Consider the following 524-nt stretch of genomic DNA (forward strand, 5'->3'; position numbering starts at 1 on the left):
GTGAAGTCGTAACAAGGTAGCCGTAGGGGAACCTGCGGCTGGATCACCTCCTTAATCGACGACATCAGCTGCTGCATGAGCTCCCACACGAATTGCTTGATTCATTGAAGAAGACGATAGAAGCAGCCCGAAATTGGGTCTGTAGCTCAGTTGGTTAGAGCGCACCCCTGATAAGGGTGAGGTCGGCAGTTCGAATCTGCCCAGACCCACCAATTTTGTGTGGGAAACGCCTGTAGAAATACGGGGCCATAGCTCAGCTGGGAGAGCGCCTGCCTTGCACGCAGGAGGTCAGCGGTTCGATCCCGCTTGGCTCCACCACTACTGCTTCTGAAGTTTGAAAGCTTAGAAATGAGCATTCCACCGAGACGGTGATGAATGTTGATTTCTAGTCTTTGACTAGATCGTTCTTTAAAAATTTGGGTATGTGATAGAAAGATAGACTGAACGTTACTTTCACTGGTAACGGATCAGGCTAAGGTAAAATTTGTGAGTTCTCTTAGTTGAGAAATTCGAATTTTCGGCGA

Annotated in this window: 2 tRNA genes and 1 rRNA gene; all 3 read left to right on the plus strand. The window is 48.3% G+C overall.

Features of this window, described 5'->3' with window-relative positions:
* Positions 1 to 54 (plus strand): 16S ribosomal RNA (locus QMX86_RS28150); the annotation flags it as partial.
* 81 nt (positions 55 to 135) lie between these two features.
* Positions 136 to 212: transfer RNA gene (locus tag QMX86_RS28155), tRNA-Ile, on the plus strand.
* A gap of 30 nt (positions 213 to 242) precedes the next feature.
* Positions 243 to 318, plus strand: a tRNA-Ala gene (locus QMX86_RS28160).
* Positions 319 to 524 lie beyond the last annotated feature (206 nt).

The organism is Pseudomonas sp. PS01270 (assembly GCF_029959775.1).
In the GTDB taxonomy this organism is placed as follows: domain Bacteria; phylum Pseudomonadota; class Gammaproteobacteria; order Pseudomonadales; family Pseudomonadaceae; genus Aquipseudomonas; species Aquipseudomonas atacamensis.